Raw genomic sequence first — 407 nt, forward strand, 5'->3', positions numbered from 1 at the left:
GGGGGCCAGCCGCCGAAGGTGGGGCAAATGATTGGGGTGAAGTCGTAACAAGGTAGCCGTATCGGAAGGTGCGGCTGGATCACCTCCTTTCTAAGGATAAATACGAAAAGCGAAGAACGGTTCTTGGCGTAGTCAAGAAAACATCCGACGGAAGCGCAAGCTTTCGACGAGACGTGCGTGCACGTCGACGGAGAAAGCAGACGCGGAGGAGGATGTTAGTTCGTAGCTAGACATAAAGAAAAGCGGAGAACGGTTCTTGGTTCGAAGCTACACATAACGCAATAACAACGCTTTTTCGCTTCGTTTAGTTTTGAGGGAATATCCCTCAAGGTTTTAGTTGATTGTTCCTTGAAAACTAGATAACAGGCAGTAAGAAAAGCGACAAACGGTTCTCGTTTGGAGCTAAA

At 48.2% G+C, this 407-nt stretch carries 1 rRNA gene; it reads left to right on the plus strand.

Annotated elements, in window-relative coordinates:
• Positions 1-90, plus strand: a 16S ribosomal RNA gene (locus tag ETB99_RS14750); the annotation flags it as partial.
• Positions 91-407 lie beyond the last annotated feature (317 nt).

Source organism: Anoxybacillus sp. CHMUD, from assembly GCF_013096965.1.
GTDB classification, from domain to species: domain Bacteria; phylum Bacillota; class Bacilli; order Bacillales; family Anoxybacillaceae; genus Anoxybacillus; species Anoxybacillus kestanbolensis_A.